Below are 24,514 nucleotides of genomic sequence, written 5' to 3'. Positions count from 1 at the left end.
CCGGCGTGCGGTGAGCCGGACAGGCACTCGTCCCACCCAAGACCCTCGCAACGATTCGCACAAGGGTGCCCATCGGCACGTCCGGGATCGGTAATCTCCCTTTTCTTGGGCGTTTCCAGGCCGTTCCGGGACCCGGAAACTCCGTTGCACCGCATCACCAGCATCACCCAGGATGCCTGTATGAGCACGACGGGGGAGGCTGCGCGGGCCGCGGTCACGGCGCCCACGGGGGTGGCGCCGTGAGCGCGCGCCTGCGCGGCATCGCCGCGGAGACCGAGCAGATCGTGGCGTCAGGGGGATACCGCCTGCCGGACGGCCGGGAGGTCTCCACGGCGGCGGCGACCGAGGCCGCCCGGGCAGGTACGCGGATGTACGGCCCCGGGCCGGTGCCGGTGTCCGTGACGGCGGATGCGGAGACGTTGTTCCAGGTCACGGGCGAGAGCAGTCTGGAAGCCGCCCGTCGGCTCGCGGGCGCCCCGGTCGCGGTGCTGAACTTCGCCTCGGCCCGCAATCCCGGCGGCGGCTATCTGAACGGCGCCCAGGCCCAGGAAGAGGCCCTGTGCCGCGCCTCCGCGCTGTACACCTGCCTGCTTCAGGCCCGGGAGTACTACGACCACCACCGCGCCCACCGCGACCCGCTCTACACGGACCGGGTGATCCACACCCCGGCCGTCCCGGTGTTCCGCGACGACCGGGGCCGCCTGCTGCCGGAGCCGTACCTGGCGGGCTTCCTGACCGCCGCCGCCCCCAACGCGGGCGTTCTGCGGCGTACGGCACCGGAGCGCGCCGGTGAACTGCCGGCCGCCCTGGCCCGGCGGGCCGAGCGGGTCCTGGAGACCGCGGCCGCGCACGGATACCGGCGGCTGGTGCTGGGCGCCTGGGGGTGCGGTGTCTTCCAGAACGATCCGGCGCAGGTCGCGGGCGCCTTCCGTACGCTGCTCGGGCCCGGCGGCAGGTTCGCTCGGATGTTCGAGCACGTGGTGTTCGGCGTCCTGGACCGTACGCCGGGAGCGACGGTCCGGGAGGCCTTCGTACGGGCGTTTCCGCAGGACCTGCCGCAGCCCTAGGCCCTGTCGTCAAATTCCCGTCTGCCCCACGACGCCTGGCACGCACTCTCGCCGCACCGGGCGAAAGCCCAAGTACGTCCAGTACGAGGACTTCCGCCCGGCACGCCGAGAGCACGCACCAGACGCCGCGAGGCCGCCCTTCGGGCGACGACGGGAATTTGACGACAGGACCTAGCGGGTGTCAGGTCCAGCCGTACCGCTCGTGGAGCCGCTGGCGGACGAGGTTGAACCGCATCCGGTCGATCGCGCACGCCTCCCGGCGCATGCCCTTCTCGTGCAGCCTCAGCACCCGGTCCACGTCCACCCACGAGTCGCGGCCCGACCGGTCCCAGGGCCCGCTGCCGATGGCCACCCACTCCCGGTCGCCGTCGTGCCGCTTGCTGGACAGCTGGACGGCGAGGAAGGTGCCCGCCGCCTCCCGGGCCACGACCAGCACCGGGCGGTCCTTGCCCCGGCCGTCGTTCTCCTCGAACGGCACCCAGGTCCACACGATCTCGCCCGGGTCGGGGTCGCCGTCGTGGGCGGGGGAGTACTCGGTGCGCACCCTGCCGACCTCGCGCGGGTCGGCCTCGGTGGTGGCGGAGGGGCCGTGGCGGCCGGGGATGTCTTCGTCGGTAAAGGCAGTCACGGGGGCACCTTAGGGCGTACGCCCAGCAGTTGGGCAACCGCCCTCCGGTTGCGGCCCGTGACCGCCACGGGCCGGAGCCCTCAGGCCGGCGCGGGCCCCGGGTCCCCGGTCTCCTTCGGGATGGTCCGCCAGGTCCGGGCCGTCAGCACGCCGCGCCGGTGCATACTCAGCAGGGCCGGGCGGGCGCGCGCCCACAGCTCACGGATGATCTGCCCCTGGATGTCCGCCAGTTCGAGCGTCATCCGTACCCTGCCGGCATCGGCCATCTGCGGCAGGACCGCGCTCAGGCGCTGCTTGCGCACGTCGGACGGCGGGTGGGAGCCCAGTTGGCGGGCGTGCTCGTCGCCCGTCTGCAGCAGGGCGACGGCGCGGTCCATCACGTCCAGGGCGTCGAAGAACAGACTGACGCCCAGGAACCCCACCCACAGGTCGCGGTTGTCGTACTCGATCCCGGCGTTGAGGGACAGGACCATGCCGATCAGGTCGGCGTCGAACTCCTGCCCCCACGAATACGCCAGTACCTCGGCCTCCTCGACCGGCAGCACACCCCTGCGCCGGACCGCGGAGTTCAGGTGGCCGCTGAGGATGTGGGCGTACTCGTGGCCCATGACGAAGTACTCGAGGGCGTCACGCAGCATCCCGGCGAGGTTGAACGGGCCCGGCGGCAGCAGGTGGTGGCCCGCGTCACCCACCCGGCCCGAGACGGCGTAGGCCACGACGATGTCCGTGAAGCGCTCGGCGACCTCGGGCACGGTCTCGATCCGCTCGACCGCGGCGGCCAGGTTCCACTGGACGTCGATCAGGCCCTCGGCGGCGGCCGGTCCGTAGGGGAAGGCCCAGGCGACCGCCTTGCTGAGTTTGGAGGAGAAGAGCGGCATCTGGTCCTCGACGAGCACCAGATGGGCACCGTGGCGGCCCGGCACCCGCATGCTCACCGCGTTGAGCTGCCCGGTGCGCAGATGGCCGATGAGCGGGCGCAGTGCCGCGAAGTCCAGGCCGCCGCCCTGGACCCGGGCCTTGGCCGTCCGCTCGATGTGGTCCTGCATCCCCGCGAACATCTCGGCGAAGACGTCGTCCTGGCTGCGCAGATTGCGGGCCGCCTCCTGCTCCACCTGCGCCCGTACCCGAGGGTCCTTGCCCTGCTCGGCGTTGAAGCTGTCGCGCAGGAGCCGTTCGGTCAGACCCCGCACGGCGGCCCCGGTCACCGGCGACGGGTCGGACCCGCCCTGCCCGGCCTGCGTCTGTGCTCTGAGCAGGTCGAGGAAGTCCTGTGCCTCCTGCTGCCGCTCCCGGCCCGTTTCCCCGCTCATGCGTCACCGCCCTGCGTCGCCCGCCCGGCCGCGGGCCGGACCTCCACATCGGCGCCGAACCTCGCCGTGACGGTTGCCGTGACCTGCTCGGTGCCATTCCCGCCGGCGGAGAGGAGGTTCGGCAGCGCGGAGATCACCTTGCCGAACATGCCGTCCGGCTCCTTGACCTCCACGGTCACCGTGCCGTCGGCCGCGAGGAGCACCACCGTTCCGTAGACCACGTCCGGGGTGCGGTAGATCGCCCGCGGCGCGCCCGGTCTGAGGTCGATCACCTGGCCGCCCCTGCGCTGTTCCAGGGCGTGCTGCAGGGCGCCGACGGCGGTCGCCGCGCCCATCAGGACCAGGGTGACGGTGGTGACGGGTTCGATGCCGCGCCGTGGCACCTGCTGCAGCTCGACGCCGTGGGCGGCCGCCAGCTCATGTACGGCTGGCAGTTCCACCGGGTCGAGAACGACGAGGGCCTGCGTCCGAGCCGGCTCCGGCACCTGAACTCCCCTTTGTCCGACGGTCCTTCACGTCAGAAGCATGTCATCCCGGTGGGGCGGCCGGTCAGTGCAGTCCGTCCGAGAGGCGGACGAAGTCGTGGCCCGCCGAGAGGAGACGGGGGACGGCCGCGGTGATGCCCCGGGCGGTGCCGCCCTCGGGGTGGTTCATGTGGCAGATGACGATCGAACCGGCCTGGGCGGAGGAGACGGTCGCACGGACCTGTTCGGGCGTGAAGGTCGCGCCGCCGTCCCCGTTCACGGAGAAGCTGACGAAGCGTTCGCCGAGGTCGCCGACGATCCGCGCCGCGACGTCGTCGCAGTACGCCGTGCCGGAGCGGAAGAAGCGCGGCGGGGTGCCCAGCAGGTGGGTGAGTCTGGCGCGGTTGCCGGCGATCTCGTCGTACACCTCGCCGGCGCCGCGGGTGCCGGGGATGCCGTAGGCGGAGCGTCCGGTGACGGACAGCGGGCGGTGCCGGGTGCCGTGGTTGGCGATCTCGAACAGCGGCTCGGCTGCCAGCCTGCGGAAGACGGCCGGGTTGACGTCGATCCAGCGTGAGTTGATGAAGAGGGTCGCCGGTATCTCCCGCCTGCGGAGGAAGTCGATCAGCGCCCGGTCGTAGCCACTGCCGCCCGGGCCGCCGCAGGCGTCGAAGGTCAGCGCGATCGCGCGTTTCGTGGCCGGCAGTGCGTGCGTCACCCCGGGCGCGTCGAACCCCCAGGTGTGCGGCGCGGAGTGCCCGTAGCGGGCGACGATCTCGGCGCGGGTGACCTCGGGCGCGGTGGCGGGTGCCGTGGCCGAGGGGGCGGCGGTGGCGGGGGCTCCGGGGGCGGTCGCCGAGGGTGTGGGCGACGCCGGCACACGGATGTCCGTCGAGCTCTTCGGGCCTGCGCAGCCGGCGAGCACGCCGCCCGCCAAGCCGGTCAGCACAGCACGTCGACTGGCAGCCATCCACGCCCCCCACCTGGTCGAAGTTCCTCGAGCCGGGGCTTGCGGCACCCGTCACGCAAACCGTACGTGGTGGCGATGCCGCAACCGGAAAGGGGGCGGTAAGGGTTCGGTCGGGGTTGCCCCAGGCGTCGTCCGCCGCTCTCGCGGTGCCCCGGGACGGCCCGCCGGGGCCCCCGGAAAGCCGAGGACCCCGGAACGGACGGACGGGTCGGTGTTCAGTCCTCGTCCTGCTCCACCGGCACCTTCTGCACCGGCGGTGCCGTGTGTCCGTTGAGGGACGGCACGGTGCCGTTCTGCGCCTGCCCGTTCTGGTTCATGGAGGAGAGGAGCTGACGGGCGAGCCCGAGACCCGTGCCGCCCATCGTGAGCGCCTTGGCGAACATCTCGGCCATGCCGTCGGCGCCGTTGAGCAGCACCATGTTGTCCACGTTGCCGAAAGCGGACGCGCCGGCCCGGACGATCTCCGGCCAGTTCTCGGCGAGCTGCTGGGCGACGACCGCCTCCTGGTTCTCGGCGAGGGCGGCGGCCCGGGCCTTGATGGTCTCCGCCTCCGCGAGACCCTTGGCCCGGGTCGCCTCCGCGTCGGCCAGACCCCTGGCCTGCGCGGCCGCGGCCTCCGCCTCACCGGTGGCCCGGGTCGCCGCGGCCGTGGCCGCACCCCGGGTCTGGGTGGCCTCCGCCTCGGCGCCCGCGGCCGTCTTGACCCGGGTCGCCTCGGCCGCGGCCGCCAGTTCCGTCTCCTTCGCCTGGGCCTGCGCCGCCGAGATCCGCGCGTCCCGCTCGGCCTCGGCCAGCGTGCGCTTCTCGTAGGCCTTGGCGTCGGCCGGCTTGCGGACGTCCGCCTGGAGCTGCTGCTCCCGCCGGTGCGCCTCCAGCTCGGCGACCCGTGTCTCCTGGACCACGACCTCCTGCCGGGCACCCGCATCGGCGAGCGGACCGGCCTGGCGGGCGCGTGCCGCCGCCTTGTCGCGCTCGGCCTGGTAGCCGGCCTGGAGGATCTCGCTGTCCCGGGTGGCCTCGGCCATCCGGGCGAACGACTGCTGCTCGGCCTCGGTGGCGAGACGGTTCGCCTCCGCCTGCGCGATGCGCGCGTCCCGCTGGACGGCTGCGGCGTGCGGGGAAGCCAGGTTCTGGATGTACCCCGTCGGGTCCTCGATCTCGTGGATCTGCAGCGAGTCGACGATCAGACCGAGCTTCTCCATCTCCGTACCGCAGGCCGCCCGGGTCTGCCCGGTCAGCTTCTCCCGGTCGCGGATCATGTCCTCGACCGTCAACCCGCCCACGATGGAACGGAGATGACCGGCGAAGACGTTGTGCACCCGCTCCGACATCATCCGCTGCTGGTCAAGGAAACGGCGGGCCGCGTTGGCGATCGACACGAAGTCGTCGCCCACCTTGAAGATGACCACGCCCCGGACCTTCAGCGGAATGCCCTGGTGCGTCACGCAGTCCACGTGCAGCTCGGTCTCGTTCAGGTCCAGGGAGAGCTTGCGCACCGCCTGCACCCCGGGCAGCACCAGCGTGCCGCGCCCGGTGACGATGCGGAAGCCCATGCCCTCCTCGAGCCCCTCGGTGCGGTGCGTGGACCCGGAGATGATGAGCGCCTCGTTCGGTTCGGCGACCCGCCACATCATCTTGAACAGACCGATCAGAACGAGGACGGCAACGACGACCGCCCCCGCAACGACGCCGACAACCATCGGCATTCGCCCCCTTTGCATGGTGCCCTTTCGGCACCGAACGAAGGGAGTGTGCGCCTGCGTGGACACGCCGAGAAGACGCTGACGAATCCTTGTTGCAATCTTGACGCACGCGCCCCTCACCTGGGGCTGAGCCCGCTCAACTGTCGTACGCGGCAGTGACGTAGACCGTCCTCGGCGGCAGGTGCTCCACCACCATCACCACCGTGCCGCGCTCGATCCGGCCGGTGCCGTCGGCCGCGTAGGCGAGGAAGTGCTCCGCGCCGCCGCGCACCCGGACGATCACCTCGCCGACCAGCCCCGGCCCGATCGTCCCCGTCACCCGTCCCACGAGCCCGACCATCGACGCATCGTCCATGCTCACAGGGTACGGGCGGAGCGCGGTCACGCCGCCGTGCCGGCGGCGTCCTTCTTCTGCGGCGGCCAGCGTTCGTGCCAGCGCAGCTCCGCCTCCAGCTGGGCGGCCAGGGAGACCAGCAGGAGTTCGCTGTTGGCCGGGCCGAGCAGCTGGGCGCCCACGGGCAGTGCGCCGACGAAGCCGGCGGGCACGTTCACACCGGGCCAGCCGAGGACGTTCCAGGGCCAGGCATAGGGGCAGGCGGCGATCATCGCGCGGTCCGTGGCGAGCCCGCCGAGCCGGTACAGGGCGCCGATCGCGGGCGGGGGAGCGGCCGTCGTCGGGGACAGGACGACGTCGTACGACCCGAAGAACGCGCCGATCCGCCGGTGCAGGACCCCTTCGGCGCGGCGGGCCGCCCGCAGCGGAACCCCGCCGAGCAGCCGGCCCAGCCGGGCCGCGTCCCGGGTGCGCGGGTCGAGCAGGGCGGGGTCGGGGGTCTCGCGGACATGGTCGGCGATGCCGGCGGTGGCGCGGGGCACGAAGGTCAGCCCGATCTGGCCGTAGGGCGGGTCGGCCTCCTCGACCGTGTGTCCCGACGCGCTCAGTTTCTCGGCGAGTTCGAGGATCCGGGCCCGGACCTCCGGGCGCAGCCGCGCGGGCACCGCCGTGAACGGCGGCTTCAGCGACAGGGCGATGCGCAGACGGCCCGGGTCGCGGCCGACCGCGTCCGACACCGTGAGCGCGGGCGGCCGGTGCGGGTCCCGCTCGTGGTTGCCGCTCGCCGCGTCCAGCAGCAGGGCCGCGTCGGCGACCGTACGGGCCAGGGTGCCGTTGACGGTGATGCCGTGGAAGGCCTCGCCGCGCGGCCAGGTCGAGATGCGCCCGCGCTGCGGCTTGATACCGATCAGATGGGTCCAGGAGGCCGGGATCCGCACCGAACCGGCACCGTCCGAGCCGAGCGCGGCCGGGACCAGCCCGGCGGCGACCGCGGCCGCGGAACCGCCCGACGAGCCGCCCGGGGTGTGACCGGTGTGCCAGGGATTGCGGGTCTCCCCGAACGCCGGGCCCTCCGTGAACGGCCACTGTCCCAGCTCGCAGGTGTTCGTCTTGCCGACGATCACCGCACCGGCGGCCCGCAGCCGGCGTACCGCCTCCCCGTCCCGCGCGACCGGCGGGAAGTCGCCGGGGCAGCCGAACGCGGTCGGCTCGCCTGCCACGTCCGTGTCGTCCTTCACCGCGACCGGGACCCCGAGCAGCGGTCGCCGCACTCCGGCGGCCAACTCCCGGTCGGCCGCGTCCGCTTCGGCGAGCGCGGCCTCGGTGCGCACGATCCGGAAGGCGTTCAGGGTCGGCTGGGTGGCCTCGATCCGGGCCAGGGCCCGCTCCACCAGCGTGCGGGAGCTCACCTCCCCCGCGGCGAGCGCACGGGCGGACTCCGCAAGGCCTGCGGCACGGTCGGGCGTCATTGCGGGAGCACCTCCGGGAGCCTCCTGACACGATGTCTACTGAACGGTAACCGCAGAGTGGCCGGTGCCGTACAGGTTTCGCACAGGTGACATCGAGTCAAGTTCACAGCACCGACGTGAACCTGCCCGCGTCCGGTCGCCGGGCGGCCTGTCCGGAGACGGCGGACCGGATCGGGATCCGTCAGGCAACCGGCGCGCGGCCAGGGCCCTCCTACCTCTCGAGTGAGCCGACCCGAGGACAGGTGCCGCCCCCGCGTGCCGCGTCCCGACCGCCCCACGTGCCGACAGGAGCCCTCGTTTGGACCGCACCGAGCCCCTGCCCTCCGCAGGCCCGTCCCGCCGCGGATTCATGGTGTACACGGTGGCCGCGGCCACTCTCACGGTCGCCGCCCCGCTCGCCTGCACCCCTTCGCGAGCGGAGGGCGCCGAGTCCGGCCGGGCCGGCTCCGGCTCCCACGTCCTGGTGACAGGTACCGACGAGGAGATGCTGGTCCTGGAGGTCACGGAGACCAACCACGTCGTCGTACGGCTGCCCCGCGCCGAGGTCGGACAGGGCATCACCACCGCGGTCGCCATGATGATCGCCGAGGAGCTGGACGCCCGCCTCACCGATGTGCGCATCCCGCTCGCCGACGCCCGCACCAAGGGCAACCAGTACACCGGCGGCTCCAGTTCGGTGAGCTCGCTGTACGGCCCGGCCCGGCAGCTCGCCGCCACCGCCCGGGCGAAGCTGGTGACCGCAGCCGCCCGGCGCTGGCACCTGCCCGCCCGGACCCTGCGCACCCGCGACACCATGGTCGTCGCCCCGGACGGGCGCACGGCCACCTTCGGCTCGCTGACCGTGAGCGCGGCCCGTATCCACTACCCCGCCGTCCCGGACAAGCCCAAACCCGCGTCCCGGCACCGGGTGATCGGCCGGCCGACGACCAGGATCGACGCGCGGGACATCGTCACCGGCCGGGCGAAGTACGCCGGGGACGTGGCGGTGGCCGGGGCGAAGCCCACGGTGGTGGCCCGGCCGCCGACGATCCGGGGCAAGCTCCTCTCGGTCGACGACCGGGCCGCCCGCGCCCTGCCGGGCGTTCACGCGGTCGTACGGCTGCCCGGCGGTGTCGCCGTTGTCGCGGACACCTTCCACCACGCCTTCGCCGCCCGGGACGCCCTCCGCCTCACCTGGGCGCCCGGCCCGCTGCACGCCCTGTCGGACGCGCAGATACGCTCCCGGCTCAAGGCCGCCGTGCCCCGGCTCGGCACCCCGCCGCACGGATCGACCCCCGTGGAGGCCGAGTTCGCGTTCGCCTTCGTCGGCCACGCCCCGATGGAGGTGCTCACGGCGGTGGCGGACGTCCGCGCCGACCGCGCGGAGCTGTGGTTCTCCTCCCAGACCCCCATGGACGCGCGGGACGCGATAGCCCAGGCGGTCGGGCTGCGCCCGTCGAAGGTCAAGGTCCATGTGGTGCGCGCCGGTGGCTCGTTCGGCCGCCGGCTGAACTACGACGCGGCGATCGAGGCGGCGCTGGTCTCCAGGGCGGTCCGCCGCCCGGTGAAGCTGATGTGGAGCCGCGGCGACGACATCAGGCACGGCCGGATGCGCCCGGCCAGCCAGCACCGGATCCGGGCCAGTGTGGCCGACGGCAGGGTGGTGGCCTTCGAACAGGTGATGGCGTCGGTGTCGGAGTCGTACGACGACGCCGGCCTGTCCGCGCAGGGGGGTGTGCGGGCCGCGTCCGGCCCCCTGCCCAGCCGGACGGGGCTGTACAACTTCGGCCGGGTGTCCGGTGATTCGGGCGGCATCGAACTGGCCGTGCCGCTCGGCGCCTGGCGGTCGGTGGACTCCGGGACCGTCCGGACCGCCGAGGAGATCGTCGTGGACGAGATCGCCCGCGAACTCGGCAAGGACCCGGTGGCCTTCCGTCGGACCACCTTGCGGAACAAGGCGGTCAAGGCCGTCCTCGACAAGGCGGCGGACGCCGGCCACTGGGGCCGCACCATGCCCGCGGGATGCGCCCAGGGCATCGCCGTGCACGAGGAGTACGGCTCCTGCGTGGCCTGCCTCGCCGAGATCGACGCGACCGACCCGAAGAACCCCCGGGTGACCAAGGTGGTGATGGCGGCCGACGTGGGCACCGCGGTCAACCCCCGTGGCCTGGAGGCCCAGTTGATGGGCACCGCGATCGACGGCATCTCCGTGGTCCTGCAGGCGGGCCTGCACATCGACCGGGGCGCCGTACGGGAGGGCAGCTTCGCCGACTTCCGCTACGCCCGCCAGCGCCATGCCCCGCTGGTCTTCGAGGCCCATGTCCTGCCCTCGGCCGGGGAGCCGGGCGGCGCCGGTGAACTCGGCGTCCCCGCGGCGTCCGGCGCGGTCGCCAACGCCTACGCCCGTGCGACCGGCACCGCACCGCGCAGCTTCCCGCTCACCTTCTGACCGCCGACACACCCTCCGAGGCACCCATGCGTTCGTACTCCTTCACTCTCAACGGCAGACAGGTGACCGTTCAGGCCCCCGCCGACATGCCCCTGCTGTGGGTCCTGCGCGATCTGCTCGGCGTCACCGGCCCCAAGTACGGCTGCGGAGTGGGCGTCTGCCGCGCCTGCACCAGCCACCTCGACGGCGCCGAGATCCAGCCCTGCGTGGTGCCGGTCGCCGACTGCGCGAACCGCACCGTGACCACCATCGAGGGCCTGGCCGACGGCGACGGGCTGCACCCGGTCCAACAGGCCTGGATGGACTGCGACGTGGCCCAGTGCGGCTTCTGCCAGCCGGGCCAGATCATGGCCGCCACCGCCCTGCTGAAGCGGACACCCCGCCCCACGGACGCCGACATCGACGCCATCGAGAACATCTGCCGCTGCGGCACGTACGCCCGCATCCGGGAGGCGATCAAGAAGGCGGCGGAGAGCGGCGGCTGACCCTCAGCCGGCCAGCAGGCGGCGCAGCCAGTCCAGTCGGGCCGCCCGGGCCGCCCGGGACACGGCCGCCTGCGGGGCGAGGCCGTCGAAGCCGTGGTAGCCGCCCGGCCACACGTGCAGTTCGGCCGTGCCGCCGGACTGCCAGATGCGGGAGGCGTAGTCGACGACCTCGTCCCGGAAGGTCTCCGCGGAGCCGACGTCGAGGAAGGCCGGCGGCAGGCCGGACAGGTCGGTCGCGCGGGCGGGGGCGGCGTGGGGCGGGACACCGGGGCCGCCCCGGCGCTCGCCCAGGAGCGCGGTCCAGCCGGTCTCGTTGGCGGTCCGGTCCCAGAGACCGAGGCCCGCCATCTGGTGGCTGGAGACGGTCTCGTTGCGGTCGTCGAGCATCGGGCCCATCAGCAACTGGCCGATGACCGGCGGGCCCTGGCCGTCGCGCAGCAGGAGGGCGAGCGCGGCGGTCAGGCCGCCGCCGGCGCTCGCGCCCGCGATGACGATCCGGTCCGGGTCGCCCCCGATCTCCTCGGCGTGCGCGGCCGTCCACAGCAGGCCCGCGTGGACGTCCTCGATCGGCGCCGGGTGCGGGTGCTCGGGCGCGAGGCGGTACTCGACCGACACGACGACCGCGCCCAGCTCGCGGCCCCAGGCCAGCGGGCCGTCCACCCCGGCCCGGTTGTCGCCGACGACCATGCCGCCGCCGTGCACGTGGTAGATCACCGGCAGCGGGGTGGCCGGATCGGCGGACGTGGGGCGGCAGATGAGCAGGGAGACCGCCGGGGCCCCCGCCGGGCCGGGCACCGTGCGGTCCTCCGTCTCGAAGGCCCCGCCCAGCGTGAGGTCGAGCTGTCCCGACAACTCGATGCCCGCGCTCTGTCGGACGGCGGGGATCTCCTCCATGGTGAGCCCGGGCGAGATCTGATCCTTGATCAGCTCCAGCGCGGCGGCGAGTTCCGGGTCGAACGGGGGCGGGGGCGGGACCTGGGGCATGGCTTCTCCTCACCTGACTCATGCGGCTCGGGCCACCCGTGGCACGACTCGTCCGCTCGGTGGTGGCTCCTGCGGTCATGATCCGCGTACCCCGACGAGCCCGGAGGCCGCCGTCCGGCGGAACCTGTCCGCCGGACGGCGGGTGCCCGGAACCGGCCCAGGTGCCGTAGCAGCCCCAGCGCGGTGAGCAGCGCGACCAGGGCGCACACCCCGGCCCAGCCGAACCGGCCGTAGGCCCGCGTGCCCAGCCACGACCCCAGGCTGCCACCCAGGTAGGCGCACGTCATGTACGCGGTGTTGAGGCGGCTGCGGACCTCCCCGCCGAGGGCGTAGATCCGGACCTGGTTGGCGACCATGCCGGACTGCATGCCGACGTCCAGCAGCAGTGTGCCCGCCACCAGGGCGACCAGGCCGGAGGTACCGCCGAGCGAGCCCAGGGCCAGCACCCCCGCCGAGCAGGCGACGATCACGAAGCACACCATGTTCACCCCGTCCGGTCCCCGCCGGTCCACCAGGCGTCCCGCGAACGGCGTGACGACCATGGTCGCCGCGTTGACCAGCGCCAGCAGCCCGACCGCTGCCGTGCCCAGGCCGTACACCGGGCCCGTGAGGAGCAGCGCGACACCGGTCCAGGCGGCGGAGAATCCGGCGAACACCGTCGCCTGGTAGAGGGAGGAGCGGCGCAGGGCCGGTTCCGTGCGCAGCAGGCGCAGTGGCTCGGCGAGCAGCCGGGGATACCGCTGCCGGGAGGGCGGGGCGGAGTCGGGGAGTGCGCGGGCGAGGAGCAGGGCGACCACGAGGGTGAGCAGGGCCGCGAGTACGTACGGCACACGCCAGCCCAGCCGCTCGCCCAGGGCTCCGCCTGCCGTGCGGGAGAGCAGCATGCCCGCGATCGAGCCGCTCAGCAGTGTGCCGCCGACCACGCCCCGGCGTTCCCCGGGCACCATCCCGGCCGCCAGCGCCCCGGCGAGCGGGGCGATCACCGTCGTCGCCCCGACCAGCACGCTCGCCGCGAGCAGCGGCGCCGGCGCGGGCGCCCCGGCCGCGGCGCACAGGCCGAGACCGGTCAGTGTGAGCAGGGTGACCAGCAGCGGGCGGGGCGGAAGCCGGTCGCCGAGCGGGACGAGCAGGAAGATGCCGGCGGCGTAGCCGAACTGGGTCGCGGTGACCACGCCGGCCGCGGTGCCGGGTGGGACACCGAGGCCCGCCGCCATGAGCGGGGCGATCGCCTGTGGGAAGTAGACGTTGCCGACCCCGACGCCGCAGGCGACGGCCAGCAGCGCAATGACCCGGGAGGAGCGGCGAACGGGCGCGGTACGCTGCGGTGCGTTGTGATCCGACATGTGCCGAAGTCCACGGCATGCACGGGCCGTTGCCAAAGGATGTAGGCCGGGGCTACATGATCAGCTTCCTGCTCGGTGTCGACGACCTCGTCGACACCCGGTTCGCGATCTCCCCGCTGTCCGAGGTGATGGGCAGCCTGCGCGCGCTGCGCGCCCCCGCCCTCTACCCGCTCCACGTGCGGTGGCGCACCTCGGTCCTGCGCACGCTCGAACCGGCCGACCAGCGGCTGCTGTCCGCTCTGGTGGGCGACAGCCTGGCGCTGCCCGACTTCCTGACACCGAGGCCCACGTCGTTCGCGCCCACCATCGAGGACGAGCTGGCCGTCGTACGGGCCACACCCGTGGAGGTCGTACGACGTGACCTGTACGCCGCCCATGCACCGAGGGTCCTCCCCGACGCGCTGCGGCGGGCCGCGGCGCCCGGCGACCCGGACGTTCTCGAACTGGTCGACGGGATCTGTTCCTCGCTGCGGCGCTACTGGGAGTCGGCGCTGCTGCCGCACTGGCCGCGGATACGGCTCGTGCTGGAGGCGGACATCACCCACCGGGCCCGGCAGCTGGCCACGGGCGGTGCGCGGCTGCTCTTCGCCGAGCTGCATCCGAACCTGCGCTGGCGGGACGGCGTCCTGACCATCGACCAGATGATCGGTCATCACCAGGTGGACGGATCGGGGCGCGGTCTGCGGCTGGTCCCGTCGCTGTTCGCGCACAAACCGGCGCCGCCGATCAGCGCCGAGGAGCCCCCGATGCTGGACTATCCGGGCCGGGGCGCCGCCACCCTGTGGGAGCCGGAGCCCGCCCCCGACGCCTCGGCGCTCGGCTCGCTGCTCGGCGCGCCCAGGACCACCCTTCTGCGCCTGCTCGCGGAGCCCCTCCCGACCGTGGAGCTCGCCCGCCGCCTCGGCGTGACACCGAGCGCCGTCTCCCAGCACCTGCGGGTGCTGCACGCCACGGGCCTGGTCACCCGCACCCGGGACGGCCGCCGGGTGCTGTACCGGCGCAGCCCGCTGGGGGAGCGGCTCGCGTCGGCGTGACCCCGGCGGCACGCGAAAGGGGCCGGAGCACGGCTCCGGCCCCTCGCTGGTGCCTGCGGGTCAGGCAGCCACGCCCACGTTGCCGTGCAGGCGGGCGACGACCTCGGTCAGCTGGGCGGCGACCTCGGCGTCGTCGACCGGGTGGGTCTCGGCGAAGCGGGTCACGGAGCCCGGGATGGACAGCTTGATGTCCTCGATCACGTTGCCGCCGGCGATGCCCACGGCCTTGCGGGCCTCGTCCTGCGCCCACACGCCGCCGTACTGGCCGAAGGCGGTGCCGATGACGGCGACGGGCTTGCCGCCGAAGGCGCCGGCGCCGTAGGGGCGGGACAGCCAGTCGATGGCGTTCTTCAGGACGGCCGGGATGGTGCCGTTGTACTCGGGGGAGAAGAGCAGGAAGGCGTCGGCGGCCCGGGCGGCCTCGCGCAGCTTGGCGGCGGCGGCCGGGACGCTGCCCTCGACGTCGATGTCCTCGTTGTAGAAGGGGATCTCGGCCAGACCCTCGAACAGGTCGACCTCGGCACCTTCCGGAGCGAGCTTGACGGCCGCCTCGGCGAGCTGGCGGTTGTGCGAACCGGCGCGAAGGCTGCCGACGAGCGCGAGGATACGAACAGACATGGCGGTTCTCCAAGGGGGTGAAACATCGCTGTCACGATCCGGACCGAGGTCCGCTTAGCTTTCTATCAGGCTAACCGGACCGCGGTCCAGTTTCATTCCCGATGCTTTACGCTGGCTTCATGTCCAGCGCCATGCCGCCCTTCTCGAAGTCCCAGGAGCCCCTCGAGACCCCTCAGCTGCTGGAGGTCGAGCCGGCCCCCGAGGAGCCGTGCCTGCGTGCCGACGCGGCCCGCAACCGCGCCCGGCTGCTGGAGGCCGCCGCCCGGCTGATCGCGGAGCACGGAGTGGCCGGGGTGACGATGGAGGCGGTGGCCGCCGCGGCCCAGGTGGGCAAGGGGACGGTCTTCCGCCGCTTCGGCGACCGCAACGGACTGCTGATGGCGCTGCTCGACCACTCGGCGCGGCAGCTGCAGGCCGACTTCCTCGGCGGGCCGGCGCCGCTGGGCCCCGGCGCGCCGCCCCTGGAACGGCTGCGGGCCTTCGGTGTCGCCGTGCTCTACCGGTCGGCCGAGCAGCTGGACCTGCAGCTGGCCGCCCAGCCGGAGCCGGACCGCCGGTTCTCGCACCCCTCGTTCCAGGCCCTGCGCACGCACATCGCGATGCTGCTGAGGCAGATCGTGCCCACCGCCGACTGCGAACTCCTCTCCCAGACGCTGATGGCCTATCTCGACCCCGCGCTGATCCACCATCTGACCCGGCAGTGCGGGATGCCGATGCAACGGCTTGAGTCCGGCTGGCACGACCTCGTGGCCCGGGTGACGTGCACGGAGCGCTCCGGCTGAGCCGTGTTCAGCCGTGGTCGGCGGCGAACATGTCGAGCAGCCCCCGCGGTGCGTCGGCGCGGAACAGCATCGCGGCGCTGCGTGCGGACTCCGACGCGGAGAACTCGGCGCGCGGGAACATCCTCTCCTCGTAGGCGGTCAGCGCCGCCTCGGTGTCCCCGGGGTGCGCGGCGAGCGCGAGGCCCAGTTCGGCGCCGTCGAGCAGCGCGAGGTTGGCGCCCTCGCCCGCGAACGGCGACATCAGGTGCGCGGCGTCGCCGAGCAGGGTGACCCCGGGGACCCGGTCCCAGCGGTGACCGACCGGCAGGGCGTGGATCCGCCGCGGCACCAGCGCACCGTCCGCGTCCTCGACCAGTGCCTTCAGGCCGTCGTCCCAGCCGTCGAACTCCTTGAGCACCGCCGCCCTGGCCGCCTCGTCGTCGGTGAAGTCGATGCCGTCCGGCCAGTCCTCCGGCGCCTCGACGGCGGCGTAGACGTGCAGGCTGCCGTCGGACTCGCGGTGCGCGAGGAAGCCCCGGCCCGCGCCGAGCGCGAACAGCATGCCGCCGCCGACCAGCCGGGCGCTCCGGGGGTGGCGCACATCCGCCTCCAGCAGGTCCGCCTCGACGAACGACACACCGGTGTAGGCGGGCTGCGCGGACGAGAGCAGCGGGCGGATGCGGGACCAGGCGCCGTCCGCGCCGACCAGCAGGTCCGTGGTGAAGGCGCTGCCGTCCGCGAGCGTCACCTCGTGCCGGCCGGCGCCGAGCGGGCGTGCGCCGGTCACCTTCACGCCCCAGCGGACCGTGCCCTGCGGCAGGGAGTCCAGCAGCAGGTCGCGCAGGTCACCGCGGTCGATCTCGGGGCGCCCGCGGGTGCCGTCGTCGGGCTCCTCCAGGCGGACGGTCCCGTCCTGGTCGAGCACCCGCATGGCCTCGCCGCCGACGTGGACGCGGGCGAGGAACTCCTCGTGCAGCCGGGCCGCGCGCAGCGCCTCCTGACCGGAATCGTCGTGGATGTCGAGCATGCCGCCCTGTGTCCGCGCGGCCGGCGAGGGTTCCAGGTCGAACACGGCGGCCTCGATGCCGTGCACGTGCAGCACCCGGGCGAGTGCGAGCCCGCCGAGTCCGGCGCCGACTATGGCGACGGGGTGGTGGGGGAGCAGGTGGGCAGGGGTGGTCATGGTGGCCTCCTGGCAGGTGAGGGGATCGCGGGAGGTGAGGGGATCAGCCGGGTACGGCGGTGCGCTCGATGCCGTTGACCAGCGCCTGGAGGGCCCAGGACAGCCGGGCCTCCGGGGCACCTGACAGCAGGGCGTCGCCGGCCGCGGCGATGTGCGGGTGGGTGTCCGCGGACGCCCCGCGCAAGGCGCTGTCCAGCGCCTGCCAGTCGCCCGGGGACTCCTCCCCGGCGTGCTCGGCGGCGGTCGCGGTGGCGTGCTGCAGCAGCAGGTCGACGCCCCAGGCCGCCCGGTCGCGCGGCACACCGCCCTCGTCGAGCAGGGCGAGCAGCGTCTCGATCAGATTCAGGTAGTGCGGGCCGCTCGGCCGGGCGGTCAGCGCCGAACGGGCCAGACTCGGATGCTCCAGCAGCATCCGCGTGCAGGCGGTGAGCACGCCTTCGAGCCGCTCACGCCAGGTGCCCTCCTGCGGGGCGGGCCCGACCGTGCCGAGCAGCTCGTCCAGGACGGCGGCGTGCAGTTCGTCGGTGTTGCGGACGTAGACGTACAGCGAGGCGGGGCCGGTGTCGAGCTCCTGCGCCAGCCGCCGCATGGTCACCTTCCGCAGCCCTTCGGCGCGCAGGACGGCCACCGCCGCGGCGACGATGCCCTCCCGGGTGAGGGCGGGCTTGGCGGGACGCTCGCGACGGGAGCGGGAGGAAGCTGTCATACCTCGACGATAACGAACATGTTCGTCACGAACAAGTTCCTAGCGAACACGTTCGCCGATGAGGTGCGAGCGTGTTCACGGCTGGTCGACCTGCGATTGCCCGACGGGGCTTTTGTTCAGCGGTGAACCACCTTCCCCCGCCCGCCCCCGCCCGGCGCTCCTCTGCCAAGATGCGGTCTGTCATGGTGCAGATACCGAACACGTCCCCGTCCGCTGCGCCCGCACCGCACTCCGTCCCCACGAGTGCCGATGTGGCCCGGCTGGCCGGCGTCTCGCGCGCGACCGTCTCCTACGTCCTCAACAACACCAGCGCCGTACGGATCAGCGAGCCGACGCGCCGCCGCGTCCGCGAGGCCGCGCGGGAGCTGGGGTACGTGCCCCACGCCGCCGCCCGCAGCCTGCGCGCCGGACACAGCCGTATGGTCCTGATGCCCGCCCCGGCGATCCCGGTGGGCCCCCTCTACAGCCGCTTCCTCAGTGATCTCCAGTCGGCCCTCGGCCGTCTCGACTACACGGTCGTGCAGTACGGCACGGTCGGCCTCCAGGGCGACGAAGCCGCCCGCGCCTGGGCCGAGTTGCGTCCCGTCGCCGTTCTGGTGCCGGGCGCGGGGCTCGGTCCGCAGGGTGTCGAGGTGCTCAAGCGGTCCGGCGCCCGCGCCGTGGTGACCCTCGGCCCCGAACGCGTCGCCGGCGCGCACGCCCTGCTCATGGACCACGATGCCGTCGGCCACTGCGCCGGCACGCATCTGTACGCCCGCGGCCGGCGCCGTATCGGTGTGATCGTCCCCGAGGAGCCGGGCCTGGAGTCCTTCTCCCGGCCCCGGCTCGCCGGTGTGCACCAGGCCCTGCACGGCACGGATGCGACCGTGACCGCGCTGCCGCTCGCCTACACGGAGCAGGCCGCCGCCGAACTCGCCGCGCGCTGGCCCGAGTTGGGGCTGGACGCGGTGTTCGCCTACAACGACGAGTACGCCATGCTCCTGATGTGCGCCCTGCAGGACCGGGGCGTGCGCATCCCCGAGGACATCGCAGTCGTCGGCGCCGACGACCTGATGCTCGGCCGGCTGCTGCGGCCCCGGCTCAGCACCGTCCACATCGAGCTGCCCTCCGGCCGTGAACTCGCGGAACTGGTCGACCGCGCGGTGCGCGACCCCGGCGGCGAACCCGAGGTGCGCAGGGTGCTGGGTGCCTCGCTCGTCCGGCGCGCGTCCAGCTGAGCCGGATTCCGGCTGCGGTCAGGGTCCCGGACAGGCGTGACCGCGATGCCTGCTCGCGGTCAACGACAGAGCAACCGCCTGGGCGTCACTCGCCCTGCGCCTGCTGGGCGGCGATGGTCTTGCGGACCTCGTCCATGTCCACCTTCCGGGCCTGTCCGATGACGTCCGTGAGGGCGGCCTCGGGCAGGGCGCCCGGCTGGGCGAAGATCGCGACCTGGTCCCGGACGATCATCAGCGTCGGGATCGACTGGATGCCGAAGGCCTGGGCCAGCTCAGGCTGGGCCTCGGTGTCGACCTTGCCGAACACCAGGTCGGGGTTGTCCTCGGCGGCCTTCTCGTAGACGGGCGCGAACTGACGGCACGGCCCGCACCAGGAGGCCCAGAAGTCGATGAGGACGAACTCGTTCTCGGTGACGGTCTGGTCGAAGTTCTCCTTGGTCAGCTCCACGGTGCTGCTCATGGCGTGATTCCCTCTTCCTGGTGTGGGGGCTTGTGCCGACGGCGGAAACACGGCGACGCGGTTGCCTATTCCATCCCTGTCCCGGGCGCGTTCCATGCCTGGTCCGTGCGTGCACGGCTGTGTCCCGTGCGTGCACTGCCGTCTCCCGTGCGCCTACCCGTGTGGCCCCCGAGCCGACCACGCACCAGACTGACCCCATGACGGAAACGGAATCCATCGCGTACGACGTCGTGGTGCTCGGGGCCGGGCCCGTGGGGGAGAACGTCGCCGACCGCACCCGTGCGGCCGGCCTCACCACCGCGGTCGTGGAGAGCGAGTTGGTCGGCGGCGAGTGCTCGTACTGGGCCTGCATGCCCAGCAAAGCGCTGCTCAGGCCGGTCATCGCCCAGGCGGACGCCCGCCGCCTGCCCGGACTGGCCGAGGCGGTCCAGGGTCCCCTCGGCACACCCGCAGTCCTGGCCCGCCGGGACGAGTACACCTCGCACTGGAAGGACGACGGCCAGGTCCGCTGGCTGGACGGCATCGGCGCCGGCCTGTACCGCGGCCAGGGCCGCCTCGCCGGCCCCCGCACGGTCACCGTGACCGGACCCGACGGCACCGTCACGACCCTCACCGCACGGCACGCCGTGGCCGTCAGCACCGGCACCCGCGCCCAGCTGCCCGACCTGCCGGGACTGGCCGAGGTCAGGCCCTGGACCAGCCGCGAGGCCACCAGCGCCGAGGCCGCGCCCGGCCGGCTCATCGTGGTCGGCGGCGGTGTCGTAGCCACCGAGATGGCCACGGCCTGGCAGGCGCTCGGCTCACAGGTCACGCTCCTGGTCCGCGGCAAGGGCCTGCTCAACCGGATGGAGCCGTTCGCCGGGGAACTGGTCGCCGAGGCCCTCGCCGAGGCGGGCGTCGACGTCCGCACCGGCACCTCGGTCGAGTCCGTCGCCCGCGAGAACGGCACCGTCGTGGCCGTCACCCACGCTGGCGACCGCCTCGAGGCCGACGAGATCCTCTTCGCCACCGGCCGGGTCCCGCACACCGACGACATCGGCCTCGACACCGTCGGCCTGCAGCCGGGCTCCTGGCTGGACGTCGACGACAGCCTCCGCGTCGACGGCACCGACTGGCTGTACGCGGTCGGCGACGTCAACCACCGTGCCCTCCTCACCCACCAGGGCAAGTACCAGGCCCGTATCGCGGGCGCCGCCATCGCAGCCCGGGCCGCGGGCGAGCCCCTGCTGGACGAGCCCTGGGGCGCGCACGCCGCGACCGCCGACCGCTACGCCGTGCCCCAGGTCGTCTTCACCGACCCGGAGGCCGCCGCCGTCGGCCTCTCCCTCGCCGAGGCGGAGCAGGCCGGCCACCGCGTCCGCGCCGTCGACGTCGAGTTCTCCTCCGTCGCCGGCGCCGGCCTGTACGGCGACGGCTACAAGGGCCGCGCCCGCATGGTGGTCGACCTGGACGAGGAGATCCTGCGCGGTGTCACCTTCGTCGGTCCCGGCGTCGGCGAACTGATCCACTCGGCGACCGTCGCGGTGGCGGGCCGGGTCCCGGTCGGCCGGCTGTGGCACGCCGTGCCGTCGTATCCGACACTCAGCGAGGTGTGGCTGCGGCTGATGGAGGCCTACCGGGACAACTGACGTCCCGCTCAGGGCAGTTCGAAGCCCAGCGCCTCGGCCGCCGGATGCGGGGTGGGCTGTCCCCAGCGGGCAGCCACCGCCTCGTTCGTGGACAGGGAACGCAGTTCGGCACGGTCGAGATAGAGCAGGCCGTCGAGGTGGTCCGTCTCGTGCTGGACGATACGGGCGGGCCAGCCCGTGAACACCTCGTCCAGTTCACGGCCGTGCTCGTCCTGGCCCCGCAGCCGCACCTCGGCGTGCCGGGCCACCACGGCCTGCCAGCCCGGCACGCTCAGACAGCCTTCGAAGAACGCGGCACGGGCGGTGCCGGCCGGCTCGTACGACGGGTTGACCAGGACCCGGAACGGCTGCGGCACCCGGCCCCGGGCCAGCGCCACCTCCTCCGGCACCGGTGCCGGGTCCTCGATCACCGCGATCCGCAGCGGTACGCCGACCTGCGGCGCGGCCAGGCCCACGCCCGGTGCCGCGTGCATGGTGACGCGCAGGGCCTCCACGAAGCGGTCCAGCAGAGCGGGACCGAGCTGACCGTCGTACGGTTCGGTGCCCTGGCGCAGGACCGGCAGTCCGGCCGCGACGATGGGCAAGGGGCCGCCGGCCGCGAGGAGTTCCTCGACCCGCTCGGCGAGAAGGGCGCGATCACTGGGAGGTGCCATCGCGTCAGGATGCCATGCCCACCTGCCGCACCCTGTGGCACAGGACACCAACACTCCGGGGAACCCGGGTCCTTCGCGATCCGACTACTGGACCGCCCCGCTTCCGACCCGAGTCCCCCGGAGAAGCCAGCCGATGTCCACCGCCGCCTCGCCCGCCACCGACGAGACACCCAGACCGCCCGCCCCGGCCCCCTCCCCGGGCCGCTGGGCCCCGCTGCGCCCCCTCGTGCTGCGCCTGCACTTCTACGCCGGCCTGCTCGTCGCCCCGTTCCTGCTGGTCGCCGCCGTCACCGGCCTGCTGTACGCGGGCTCGTTCCAGGCCGAGAAGTTCGTGTACGACCATGAACTGACCGTTCCCGCCGGGGACCGCGAACTCGCCCTCTCCGCCCAGGTCGCCGCCGCCCGCAAGGCTCACCCCGAGGGAACCGTCTCGGCGATACGACCGGCGCCCGAGCCCGGCACGACCACCCGGGTGCTGCTCTCCGGCGTCAAGGGCGTCGCCCCCGACCACACCCTCGCCGTGTTCGTGGACCCCGCCACCGGGAAGGTCCGCGGTGCTCTCGAACAGTACGGCTCGACCGGCGCGCTGCCGCTGCGCACCTGGATCGACGAACTCCACCGCGACCTGCACCTCGGCGACACCGGCCGGCTCTACAGCGAGCTCGCGGCCAGCTGGCTGTGGGTGATCGCGGGCGGCGGCCTGGTGCTCTGGTTCTCCCGGCGCCGCGCCCTGCGCAAGGTGCGCGGGACCAGCGGACGGCGCCGCACCCTCGGCCTGCACGGCACGGTCGGCGTGTGGACCGCCGCCGGGTTCCTGTTCCTGTCGGCGACCGGCCTGACCTGGTCGACATACGCCGGCGCCAACATCGACGAACTGCGCACCTCGCTGGGCCAGGCCACCCCGTCCGTCTCCGCGGCCGCGGCCGGCGGAGAACACGCGGGCCACGGTACGGCGGCCGGCACCGGCGGGGACGCCGGGCACGGGGCCGGCCTCGACAAGGTGCTCGCGGCGGCCTGGGCCGAGGGGCTCGGCGACCCCGTGGAGATCGTGCCGCCCGCCGACGCGAACAGCGCCTACGTCGTCAGGCAGGTCCAGCGCAGCTGGCCGGAGAAGCAGGACTCCGTCGCCGTCGACCCGGCGACCGGCAAGGTGACCGACGAACTGCGGTTCGCCGACTACCCGGTGCTCGCCAAGCTCACCCGCTGGGGAATCGACCTGCACACCGGCGTCCTCTTCGGCATCGCCAACCAGATCGCCCTCGCCCTGCTCGCGCTCGCCCTGATCCTGCTCGTCGTGTGGGGTTACCGCATGTGGTGGCAGCGCGGCCGCGGTTCCGCCTTCGGCCGGCCCGTCCCGCGCGGCGCCTGGGCACAGGTGCCGCCGTACCTCCTGGTACCGGCCCTCGCCGTGATCGCCGTACTCGGCTACTTCGTGCCGCTGCTCGGCATACCGCTGGCCGGATTCATCGCCGTCGACATCGTCCTCGGCGAGATCGCGCACCGCCGCGGTCGCCGCACGTACGGGGCACGGCCGGCGTGAAGTAGCGTGGTCCGACACGCCGATGCCGGTGCGGGAAGTGAGCACCATCGGGCTCTCGGCACCGACTCCGGCGCCCCGGAGGCGAACCGGGCGACGAAACAGGGGAGTGCGGGACATGGTGCGGGACGGCGGCCGGGTCCGGCGGCGCGGGCAGGGCGAACTGGAGGGCCAGGTCCTCGGCGCGCTGCGCGAGGCGGACGGGCCGGTCGGCGCCGCCTGGGTGCAGGAGCGCCTCGGCGGCGACCTCGCCTACACCACCGTCGTCACCATCCTCACCCGGCTGCTCGCCAAGGACGTCGTCGCCCGCGAACGGCAGGGCCGTTCCTTCCTGTGGACGCCCACCGCCGACGTGGCCCGGCTCGCCGCGCTGCGCATGCGTCGTCTGCTGGACGGCGAACAGGACCGCGAGGCGGTCCTGGCGAGCTTCGTCACCGCCCTGCCGCCCGGCGACGAACAGGTGCTGCGGGCGCTGCTGGAGTCCGCCGGGCCGGGCTCGGTGAACAACGGGAACACCCCGCGCACCGGCGACGGCGGTACGGAAGACTGACCGCCCATGGGGGTCTTCGTCTTCCTGCCGCTGGTGCTGCCGCTGTCCGCCTGGCCGGTCGCCCGGCTCGCCGAGGTGCACCTGCACCCGCGCACCGCCACCCGGCTGCTCACCACGGTCGCCGTGGTGATGGCCGTGTGCAGCACGCTCTGTCTGGCCCTGCTGATGGTCGTGGGCACCGCCCAACTGCCCGGCAACCCCCTCCCGGACGGCTGGTCCGACCCCGAGGTACGGGCCGCCGTCCCGCACGACGAGGTCGCGGGCCGCGCCGCCATCCCCGCCCTCGCGGTGGTCGCCACCGCCTGCGCCCGCACCCTGTGGCGCCATCACCGGGTCACCCGCCGGGCCCACCGCGCCCTGGCCGCCCTGCCCGGACCGACCGTGGCCGTCCTGCCCGACAGCGCGCCGTACGCCTACGCCCTGCCCGGCGGCCGGGGACGGGTCGTCGTCACCACCGCGCTGCTGGACGGGCTCGCCCCCGCCGAACGGCGCGCCCTGTTCGCCCACGAACGCGCCCACCTGGCTGCCCGCCACCACCGCCATCTGCTCGCCGCCCAGCTGGCAGCCCGGGCCAACCCGTTCCTGCGCCCGCTGTGCACCGCCGTCGTCTACACGGCCGAGCGCTGGGCGGACGAGGAGGCGGCCCGCGCGGTCGGCGACCGGCGTACGGTCGCCCGGGCGATCGGCAGGGCGGCGCTGCTGTCCCACGGCACCCCGGCGCCCACCCTCGCCGCGCTCGCCGCGACCGGTCCCGTGCCGCGCCGGGTGGCCGCCCTGCTGGCGCCCGCCCCCGTGGCCCGCTCCTGGCCCTCGGCGTTCACCTCGGTCGGCCTGGCCGCCTGGGGCGCCGCCGCAGGCACCCTGGTGTCGGCGATGTCCTCGGCGAACTCGGCCGTCACCCTGTTCCTGATCCTGAACGCGACGGCCCCGCTGTGACCTCGCGAGAGCACCGGTGACGTACAGGACAGGGCGGCCGGTCCGA

Annotated in this window: 24 protein-coding genes; 10 read left to right on the top strand and 14 right to left on the bottom strand. The window is 73.7% G+C overall.

Annotation, left to right across the window (positions count from 1 at the left end):
- Nucleotides 1-239: 239 nt before the first annotated feature.
- Entirely contained in the window at nt 240-1,067 is an 828-nt protein-coding gene (locus FB157_RS07055; RefSeq protein WP_186581387.1) for a TIGR02452 family protein, read from the top strand.
- A 181-nt stretch (nt 1,068-1,248) separates the two neighbouring features.
- On the opposite strand, the gene FB157_RS07050 is transcribed toward FB157_RS07055, so the two are convergent.
- The 7 genes from FB157_RS07050 to FB157_RS07020 form a co-directional block, all read right to left on the bottom strand.
- The gene (locus tag FB157_RS07050; protein WP_145877079.1) at nt 1,249-1,695 is read right to left on the bottom strand and encodes a type II toxin-antitoxin system PemK/MazF family toxin; all 447 of its coding nucleotides are present in this window, start codon (nt 1,693-1,695) and stop codon (nt 1,249-1,251) included.
- 80 nt (nt 1,696-1,775) lie between these two features.
- Complete coding sequence (locus FB157_RS07045) at nt 1,776-3,005, bottom strand: hypothetical protein (protein WP_145877077.1); 1,230 nt, start codon at nt 3,003-3,005, stop codon at nt 1,776-1,778.
- Nucleotides 3,002-3,490, bottom strand: coding sequence for a hypothetical protein (locus FB157_RS07040; protein ID WP_145877075.1), 489 nt, complete (start codon nt 3,488-3,490; stop codon nt 3,002-3,004). Before FB157_RS07040 ends, FB157_RS07045 begins: the two co-directional genes overlap by 4 nt.
- Nucleotides 3,491-3,554: 64 nt before the next feature.
- Complete coding sequence (locus tag FB157_RS07035; protein ID WP_145877073.1) at nt 3,555-4,439, bottom strand: polysaccharide deacetylase family protein; 885 nt, start codon at nt 4,437-4,439, stop codon at nt 3,555-3,557.
- Between the two features lie 215 nt (nt 4,440-4,654).
- Complete coding sequence (locus FB157_RS07030; RefSeq protein WP_145877071.1) at nt 4,655-6,145, bottom strand: flotillin family protein; 1,491 nt, start codon at nt 6,143-6,145, stop codon at nt 4,655-4,657.
- Nucleotides 6,146-6,278: 133 nt separating this feature from the next.
- Nucleotides 6,279-6,497, bottom strand: a complete 219-nt coding sequence (locus tag FB157_RS07025; protein ID WP_186581386.1) for a hypothetical protein — start codon at nt 6,495-6,497, stop codon at nt 6,279-6,281.
- 26 nt (nt 6,498-6,523) lie between these two features.
- Nucleotides 6,524-7,945 (bottom strand): amidase, encoded by a 1,422-nt coding sequence (locus FB157_RS07020; protein WP_145877069.1) that lies wholly within the window; start codon nt 7,943-7,945, stop codon nt 6,524-6,526.
- Between the two features lie 349 nt (nt 7,946-8,294).
- Here FB157_RS07020 and FB157_RS07015 point away from each other — a divergent pair, with 349 nt between their 5' ends.
- The gene (locus FB157_RS07015) at nt 8,295-10,373 is read left to right on the top strand and encodes a xanthine dehydrogenase family protein molybdopterin-binding subunit (RefSeq protein ID WP_145877870.1); all 2,079 of its coding nucleotides are present in this window, start codon (nt 8,295-8,297) and stop codon (nt 10,371-10,373) included.
- A 26-nt stretch (nt 10,374-10,399) separates the two neighbouring features.
- Nucleotides 10,400-10,858, top strand: coding sequence for a (2Fe-2S)-binding protein (locus tag FB157_RS07010; protein WP_145877066.1), 459 nt, complete (start codon nt 10,400-10,402; stop codon nt 10,856-10,858).
- Nucleotides 10,859-10,861: 3 nt separating this feature from the next.
- On the opposite strand, the gene FB157_RS07005 is transcribed toward FB157_RS07010, so the two are convergent.
- Together FB157_RS07005 and FB157_RS07000 are read right to left on the bottom strand one after the other, a co-directional pair.
- The gene (locus tag FB157_RS07005) at nt 10,862-11,842 is read right to left on the bottom strand and encodes an alpha/beta hydrolase (RefSeq protein WP_145877064.1); all 981 of its coding nucleotides are present in this window, start codon (nt 11,840-11,842) and stop codon (nt 10,862-10,864) included.
- Nucleotides 11,782-13,185 (bottom strand): MFS transporter, encoded by a 1,404-nt coding sequence (locus tag FB157_RS07000; protein WP_145877062.1) that lies wholly within the window; start codon nt 13,183-13,185, stop codon nt 11,782-11,784. The genes FB157_RS07005 and FB157_RS07000 overlap by 61 nt, the downstream gene beginning before the upstream one ends.
- A 29-nt stretch (nt 13,186-13,214) precedes the next feature.
- On the opposite strand from FB157_RS07000, the gene FB157_RS06995 reads away from it, so the two are divergent.
- Nucleotides 13,215-14,219, top strand: coding sequence for a metalloregulator ArsR/SmtB family transcription factor (locus FB157_RS06995; protein ID WP_398946298.1), 1,005 nt, complete (start codon nt 13,215-13,217; stop codon nt 14,217-14,219).
- Nucleotides 14,220-14,279: 60 nt separating this feature from the next.
- Here FB157_RS06995 and FB157_RS06990 read toward each other — a convergent pair whose 3' ends face one another.
- Complete coding sequence (locus FB157_RS06990; RefSeq protein WP_145877060.1) at nt 14,280-14,837, bottom strand: NAD(P)H-dependent oxidoreductase; 558 nt, start codon at nt 14,835-14,837, stop codon at nt 14,280-14,282.
- A 101-nt stretch (nt 14,838-14,938) separates the two neighbouring features.
- On the opposite strand from FB157_RS06990, the gene FB157_RS06985 reads away from it, so the two are divergent.
- Entirely contained in the window at nt 14,939-15,619 is a 681-nt protein-coding gene (locus FB157_RS06985; RefSeq protein WP_186581385.1) for a TetR/AcrR family transcriptional regulator, read from the top strand.
- Nucleotides 15,620-15,626: 7 nt separating this feature from the next.
- Here FB157_RS06985 and FB157_RS06980 read toward each other — a convergent pair whose 3' ends face one another.
- Together FB157_RS06980 and FB157_RS06975 are read right to left on the bottom strand one after the other, a co-directional pair.
- Nucleotides 15,627-16,781 (bottom strand): NAD(P)/FAD-dependent oxidoreductase, encoded by a 1,155-nt coding sequence (locus FB157_RS06980; RefSeq protein ID WP_145877058.1) that lies wholly within the window; start codon nt 16,779-16,781, stop codon nt 15,627-15,629.
- A gap of 43 nt (nt 16,782-16,824) precedes the next feature.
- Nucleotides 16,825-17,487, bottom strand: coding sequence for a TetR/AcrR family transcriptional regulator (locus tag FB157_RS06975; RefSeq protein WP_145877056.1), 663 nt, complete (start codon nt 17,485-17,487; stop codon nt 16,825-16,827).
- A 170-nt stretch (nt 17,488-17,657) separates the two neighbouring features.
- Between FB157_RS06975 and FB157_RS06970 the strand changes: the two genes are divergently transcribed.
- Complete coding sequence (locus FB157_RS06970; RefSeq protein ID WP_145877055.1) at nt 17,658-18,704, top strand: LacI family DNA-binding transcriptional regulator; 1,047 nt, start codon at nt 17,658-17,660, stop codon at nt 18,702-18,704.
- 85 nt (nt 18,705-18,789) lie between these two features.
- On the opposite strand, the gene trxA is transcribed toward FB157_RS06970, so the two are convergent.
- Nucleotides 18,790-19,164 (bottom strand): thioredoxin, encoded by a 375-nt coding sequence (trxA, locus tag FB157_RS06965; RefSeq protein ID WP_145877053.1) that lies wholly within the window; start codon nt 19,162-19,164, stop codon nt 18,790-18,792.
- 197 nt (nt 19,165-19,361) lie between these two features.
- On the opposite strand from trxA, the gene FB157_RS06960 reads away from it, so the two are divergent.
- Nucleotides 19,362-20,792 carry an NAD(P)/FAD-dependent oxidoreductase gene (locus tag FB157_RS06960; RefSeq protein WP_145877051.1) on the top strand — a complete coding sequence of 477 codons (1,431 nt, stop codon included), beginning with the start codon at nt 19,362-19,364 and terminating at the stop codon, nt 20,790-20,792.
- 8 nt (nt 20,793-20,800) lie between these two features.
- Here the strand turns inward: FB157_RS06960 and FB157_RS06955 are convergent, their stop codons facing one another.
- Nucleotides 20,801-21,445 (bottom strand): peptide deformylase, encoded by a 645-nt coding sequence (locus FB157_RS06955; RefSeq protein WP_145877049.1) that lies wholly within the window; start codon nt 21,443-21,445, stop codon nt 20,801-20,803.
- A 133-nt stretch (nt 21,446-21,578) separates the two neighbouring features.
- Between FB157_RS06955 and FB157_RS06950 the strand changes: the two genes are divergently transcribed.
- The 3 genes from FB157_RS06950 to FB157_RS06940 all read left to right on the top strand — a co-directional run bounded on the left by FB157_RS06950 (nt 21,579) and on the right by FB157_RS06940 (nt 24,468).
- Complete coding sequence (locus tag FB157_RS06950) at nt 21,579-22,985, top strand: PepSY domain-containing protein (protein ID WP_145877047.1); 1,407 nt, start codon at nt 21,579-21,581, stop codon at nt 22,983-22,985.
- Between the two features lie 115 nt (nt 22,986-23,100).
- Nucleotides 23,101-23,532: a BlaI/MecI/CopY family transcriptional regulator gene (locus FB157_RS06945; protein ID WP_145877045.1), complete on the top strand. Its 432-nt coding sequence runs from the start codon at nt 23,101-23,103 to the stop codon at nt 23,530-23,532.
- A 6-nt stretch (nt 23,533-23,538) separates the two neighbouring features.
- Nucleotides 23,539-24,468: a M56 family metallopeptidase gene (locus FB157_RS06940; protein ID WP_145877043.1), complete on the top strand. Its 930-nt coding sequence runs from the start codon at nt 23,539-23,541 to the stop codon at nt 24,466-24,468.
- Nucleotides 24,469-24,514: the final 46 nt, after the last annotated feature.

Source organism: Streptomyces sp. BK340 (assembly GCF_007827595.1).
Lineage (GTDB): Bacteria > Actinomycetota > Actinomycetes > Streptomycetales > Streptomycetaceae > Streptomyces.
The sequence above is the reverse complement of the archived record's forward strand: the minus strand, read 5'-3'. Positions and strand labels throughout refer to the sequence as shown.